Consider the following 6121-nt stretch of genomic DNA (forward strand, 5'->3'; position numbering starts at 1 on the left):
GGCAGGAATGAGGTCGAGGCACAAATGCCCCGCAGAAATTATTTCGATGTCTTTCTGAGCCACGAATTGCTCCTTTCTGTAAATACTGTATATGGTTATATGGTAGTTATGCTATTACATTTTGTTTCGTCCCTACGGGACGAGGAGATGTTGACTATTGATGGCTGTAATTATAAATGTTATGTCCCTACGGGACAATAATACAGCTTTATTCCATATTTATTAGTTTCCGATTGCAAATACGAAATCACGCATGCCTTTCTATTCTTCATTCTTTCAGCCCCGTCAGGGGCTTAACATTTCCAACACAGCGTAGCCGGACTATCACCTCTTACTCGTGCCGTAGGTACGAAACAGTGTTACCCGAGGAACCCCTGGTTTTGCTAACCCAGCTTTTTAAGCTTCAACTCCACGCCCTCGGACGTGACTGTATGCTTCTTCCCGTATATCAGCACCGGCGCCTTATCACCCTCAACAACCGTAAACCGGCATTTCTTTTTGTCGACACTCACTTCGACTTTTGCTCCCTGATACAACACCTTGAAGCGATAGGATTTCCACTGTTTGGGCAACGAAGGATTAAAACTCAGGACATCGCCGTCGGTGCGCATACCGCCGAAACCGTTCACCATATTGAGCCAGGCACCGGACATGGCGGTGATATGGAGTCCCTGCTCGGAATTCCGATTGTAGTTGTCAAGATCGAGTCTGGCCATATAGACAAAGAAATTGTAGGCCATTGTGTCTTTGCCCAATTCCGACGCCAGGATCGAATGGATCGAGGGCGACAGCGATGACTCATGAATACAGCGCGATTCGTAGTATTCAAAATTTTTCTTTTTGGTCTTCAGCGAATAATCATTGCTGTAGAACAAGGGAAGCATCAGAAAATCGGGCTGTTTGATCATGTTATAGCGGAAGATTTTGTAATAGGGCCAGCTGTGATAAATCGGAATCTGTTCATCGGGGATCGACTTGACATCGACTTCAGGCAAATCGAAATAGCCGTCATGCTGTTCGTAGAGGTCTTTCTTTTTATCATAGGGGACCTTCATTTTGTCCGCCATTTTCTTCCAACTGTTAAGTTCTTTTTTATCAACCCCTATCTTATCGGCGATCTCCTTGTATTTCTTTTTGGCTTTCTGTTTCATCTCGACGGCAACATCAAGCGTATACTCAAACAGTTTTTTGGCCATTACATTGGTATAACAGTTATGATTGACCATCATATGATATTCATCGGGCCCCATGACGCCATAGAGACCGAATTCACCGGTTTCGGGACTGTACTCGCCGCGGTCGGCATAATACCGGCTGATCTGAAGAAGCATTTCGATCCCCTCTTTGTACAGGAATTCTTTGTCACCGGTGATCCGTGCGTAGAGCTGTATCGCATAAAAGACCGCCAGTCCGACATGAATTTCGAGGTCGCCGTGCTGCCAGGTACCGCAGGTCTCCTGTCCGTTAATTGTACAGAAAGGATACCGGGCGCCTTTGTGGCCAAGCTCGGTAGCCCGCTGAATCGCCTGAGAAAGCGTGTTGTAGCGGAATTGAAGAAGCTTTCGGGCAGCTTCCGGATTGTAAAAAACATAGGCGGGAATACAATAGGTTTCGGTATCCCAGAATATCCACCCATAGTAGACTTCGGCGGTGAGCCCTTTACAGGGAATATTGAGCCGTTCATTGCCGCCGATATAATTCTGATGGAACTGGAAGAGCGAAAAGCGAAGCCCCTGCTGTAATTCGGGATCACCCTCGATTTCGATATCAAGGACATCCCAGATTTTCTTCCAGTAGTCGGTCTGCTCTTTCAGTGCATTATCGAATGTCTCCTTTGACGCCGCCTTTGCCCGTTTGAGTCCTTCACTCCAGACTTTGGCAGGCGTAAGCCCCTTTTCCCAGTAACTGATTGCGATTTTATCGACCGCAGCAGTCTGTCCTTCCTTGACCCTGAGTGAGATCACCGCGCCGAGCCGATGATCGTCTTCGATTCGCTCCGGTTTGATTTTCGCCTCGCTGTTGATTCTGAAACTCGAAAAAAGCGGCAGCTTGCTTTCCAGTGTCTGCCCCATGATGGAATAGATACCGCCGGCACTTCCTTTTTTGATTACTTCCCACAGGCATTTTCCCTGTTGAGCACTTCCGGCTCCCTCTTGTTCAACCTGGGTCCACCCTTCGGCGATTTCATGAACAATCGAAAAATCGAGGCCCATGATCATTTTAACCGTGCCCGAAAAGTTAAGAGGCTTAAGCTCAATTCGCTGGCACCCCATATTCCGGTTCACCAGACTGAGAAAACGCTGAAAAACGATCTTTATTTTCTTCCCCCGTTTGGTGGTCCAGATAAACTCCCGTGTCAGAAGGCCGTTTTTCATGTCCACTTTCCGTTTGAAACCGCTGAAATTCGATTTCGCCAGATCAAGCTGCTCATTCCCGATGAAAATCCGGGTATGGAGCCAGTCGACAGCGTTGGGAAGGAATTCGCTTTTGGTAATCATCCCCTTGAACAGTTGATCGTGAACAATATCCATGCCCTCGTAGGTGCAATTGAAATAATTGCCGATCAGATGATCGCCACTGTAACCCTCCTCGAAATATCCGCGGGTACCCATAAACTCATTTGCCAGACAGAACATTGATTCGGATATCCGGCTTCTTTTGGGATCAAAACCTTTTTCGACAACTGCCCAGGGATCGACTTTGAAATATTTCTGAGGAGATTTCATGGTGATATGTGTCCTTTGCTATGGTGGCAAACCGATGAATGATAAATAATGAACAAGGAATGTCGAACTGAAGATGGTACCCCGTACTTCAGCATTCAACATTCCCTGTTCGATGTTCAATATTTAATTCATCACTTATACATTTCATCAAACTTCTTCTGCGCATTAACAACAGCAGCGCGCATGATATCTTCAGCTTTGGCGGTTTCTCTGTTTTTCAGGAACTCCATAAGCTGTTTTTCATCCACTTCTGCCGCGGCCTGTTCGCAGGCGTCCCAACTGAGAATAGAACGGACAACCCGGTCGATCCCCTGTTCTTCGTTGTCATAGGCGCGGGTCTGCATGTCGTGGCCTTTCCAGCGTTTGAACCCGGCATTTTTCAGGAGTCCGGCGATAGCGACATTCATACCGTTGATCCGGGTACCGTGGTCGATATCATATTTACCGGGGCCTCCGAGAATGATACCATCGTTGTACCCCTGGCTGTTAAGATGCATGTGCACCATACCGTCGTTATCGAGTTCTTCAACCGAATCATAGACATGATCGAGACCGATCATCTCCGAATGACCAAATTCTTTATTCACGCCGCACCGTGAGCGGTCGATACCGAATTCTTCTTCGAGTTTACGGAAAAACAGGAGCGCGCTCGCGACGGTCGGGAGGAGCATTGCAGGATGACCTTCGTTGGGCTTGGGTTCGACACCAATAAACAGTTCACCACCGGCATCGGCTTCGTATTTACACAGACCGGCAACGCTCTCTTTGAGATTCTGATACATCTGTTTGATACCGATTGTAGCGATATCGTAGCCGTAAGAGCCGTTCCAGAGCACAAAGGTAGGAACGAAATCTTTGTCCCAGGCCTTTTTCAGGGGACCATAGGCGATATCGACTGTTTTGTTTCCAAGATCTTCGGCTGCTTTTCGTTCATTGGGGTCCAGTGATGCAATGCCGCCGTAGGCAAAATGGCTGTGCGCGCCGGGGGTTATCATCGCAAGAGCAAGCTTTGAATCCACCAGTGCATCGGCGAATGCTGCTGCGTTCTTTTCATCAACTTCAGCATCATAGTGTACTTCAACACCAAGCTTGATATGATCAGGCATCCGGGGAGTAATTTTTTCTCCTACTAAACGGGCCATTCCGGGGGTATCTAATTTGTCGCCATTCCAGGCAGGACGCATGTCACCGGGAACGAATCCGCCTTTTCCGGGGTTAAATGTCCAACGACACACTGAATGTAATGATTTCTCGGCCATAAGAGGACCTCCTTAGGGGATTTAGGTAGATATAATTATAATAATGAGAAATTTCTATTAGTGAAATAATTGACGGTTCAAATTCCGGAGCATACAAAAAAGACATCAAAAATACTTGAATGGTGAGGTGACATCAACCGGGGAAGGGAATGTTTTATATATTGTTGATCAGATAAACTAGATAAAGTAGATTAAATCGGTTAAGAGTCAGCCGTCATTCCTGTCTCCAAAAACTCATCTATGCTCCTCTGCCGGCAGTAATATGGTTCTATTCCGATACCGGAATTATTTTATCACAATCGTAGAGGAAAAGCATGGTGATCGAATTGCAAACTCTTTGGTTCACCATTATTTGCACCACACATTTACCATTATTAATCGGCAACTCCCGGGCGAGAGCGGCTCGGAAAGCTGAAGGAGGAAATGCATGAAACGTCGCACCTGTGGATCTGAAATTCGGCTTATTATCCTTATCGTACCCTTTCTTTTCTGCAGTCCCAACAGTCCGGAGGAGCATAGCGAATCTTTGGATGTCCGCAATGATCCCTTTGGCACAGTTGAAAAAACCACCGAAGTTACCATGGTGGGCACGATCGGATCCATAAACGACGGCTATATCAAGAGTGCAAAACTATCAGAGTCACCTTCCCGCACAATAGGCAACACTACCTATGAGCAGTGGAAAGTAGGTGATGTTACCGGTCCGGGTATGTCGGTCGACTCAATCACCGGACCCAGCACCGATGTCTGGGTCGATATAAAAAGCAACGGCGCCCTGCAGATCGGAGGATTCAAAGACAAGGGGCTTCTCTCATCGGTGCCCCTCATCTCAATTTTAGGAATTGGCGATAGTGATGTCACCTTTAAGGAGCCGCTTTTTATCGATCCGGAGGAACAGCCACTCAAAGAATCGCGCACGGCCACCGTTGAAGCCAATCTCGGAAGTCTCCCGCTGACAGTAGATCTCACCTATACACCGGTGGAAGAAAATGCCACGGCGATTACGACACTTGGTCCCCTGTCAGGATGCCGTCGTATTCACGTTGAAGGGGCTGCAACCGACAGTTGGATTCCGGCGGCACTCAAAGGAGTGAAAATCAGTGGTGACGGTTGGTATCATTCTGACATGGGGTTTGTTGCCTTTGACATTCCCCTTCTGGGAATCGATGCGTCGCTTGCCGATGAAACCGACTATGGTGACGCCGAAACGGGCTTCAATGTCATTCGAAAAGTATCATCCGTACACCCCGGAGAGACTTTTGAGCTGTCAACCTATGAGCGAAACAATGAACTCGACGCCGATAAAAACACCCATGCAAAGATGCTCCTTGAAGTGCGGTGGGCCGATACCACCAATGCCAAAACCATGGGAGCGCCCGATCCCCTCACCTACCCTGTAGTTTTCGGTACGGTATGGGGAACCTTTGTGGATTCCCGATGGGGGACCCCGGTATTAGTTGAGTCACCGGTGTCGATATTTCATCCCGAAGAAAATGGAAAGGGCTACACGTTCTATTATTGTTTTGTTGACCAGGCTGCAAAAAACGAGCCGGGTTCAAATGGAATCGAATATAAGATTTCGGTGAGCAATAATGGAAGCAATGCTCTGCGGTGTACCGCCAGGATTGGGTATACGATAATTGAAAACTAGCGAGCGATACCGGTCACCGGCCGGATATAAGGCCCCGCACCTTGTCGATTGACACCGCTTTCAGGCTTGCAACAATTAGGTCGGCCTGGCTGAGTTTATCTGCGGAAGCCGAATTGGTTACCGCAATGCAGCGGCATCCTGCTCGATGAGCGGCTTCGATCCCATTGGGCGCGTCTTCAATCACGACGCATTTTTGCGGTGGAACTGCTACCTTCTTTGCAGCTGTCACAAACAATTCCGGGTCCGGTTTTTTCCGGGAAACATCGCTTCCGGTGACATACACCAGTTTTTTATAGGGGATCCCGGCGGAATCAAGCACGGCCTGAGATTTTTCCCTTGTGCTGCTGGTTGCAATGGCTACTTTGAAATTATCGCTATCCAATGCGGCACTCATAAGCTCCACCACCCCGGGAAACGGGGGAAGTGGCTTTTCTTTGAGCATGGCGAGGAAATTTTCCTGACGGACTTGTGTGGATCGGGCAACC

The 6121-nt window shown here is 48.0% G+C and carries 4 protein-coding genes; 1 reads left to right on the forward strand and 3 read right to left on the reverse strand.

Annotated elements, in window-relative coordinates; genetic code table 11:
• Window positions 1-383: 383 nt before the first annotated feature.
• Together GF401_02355 and GF401_02360 are read right to left on the reverse strand one after the other, a co-directional pair.
• A complete protein-coding gene (locus GF401_02355; protein ID MBD3343888.1) occupies window positions 384-2726 on the reverse strand; it encodes a family 65 glycosyl hydrolase in 2343 nt (780 codons plus the stop codon).
• Between the two features lie 131 nt (window positions 2727-2857).
• Window positions 2858-3985 carry a xylose isomerase gene (locus tag GF401_02360; GenBank protein MBD3343889.1) on the reverse strand — a complete coding sequence of 376 codons (1128 nt, stop codon included), beginning with the start codon at window positions 3983-3985 and terminating at the stop codon, window positions 2858-2860.
• A 427-nt stretch (window positions 3986-4412) separates the two neighbouring features.
• On the opposite strand from GF401_02360, the gene GF401_02365 reads away from it, so the two are divergent.
• Window positions 4413-5636 (forward strand): hypothetical protein, encoded by a 1224-nt coding sequence (locus tag GF401_02365; GenBank protein ID MBD3343890.1) that lies wholly within the window; start codon window positions 4413-4415, stop codon window positions 5634-5636.
• Window positions 5637-5649: 13 nt separating this feature from the next.
• Here GF401_02365 and GF401_02370 read toward each other — a convergent pair.
• Window positions 5650-6121 (reverse strand): HAD-IA family hydrolase (locus GF401_02370; protein ID MBD3343891.1); only part of this gene is annotated, 472 nt, incomplete at its 5' end.

It is taken from the genome of Chitinivibrionales bacterium (genome assembly GCA_014728215.1).
Classification (GTDB): domain Bacteria; phylum Fibrobacterota; class Chitinivibrionia; order Chitinivibrionales; family WJKA01; genus WJKA01.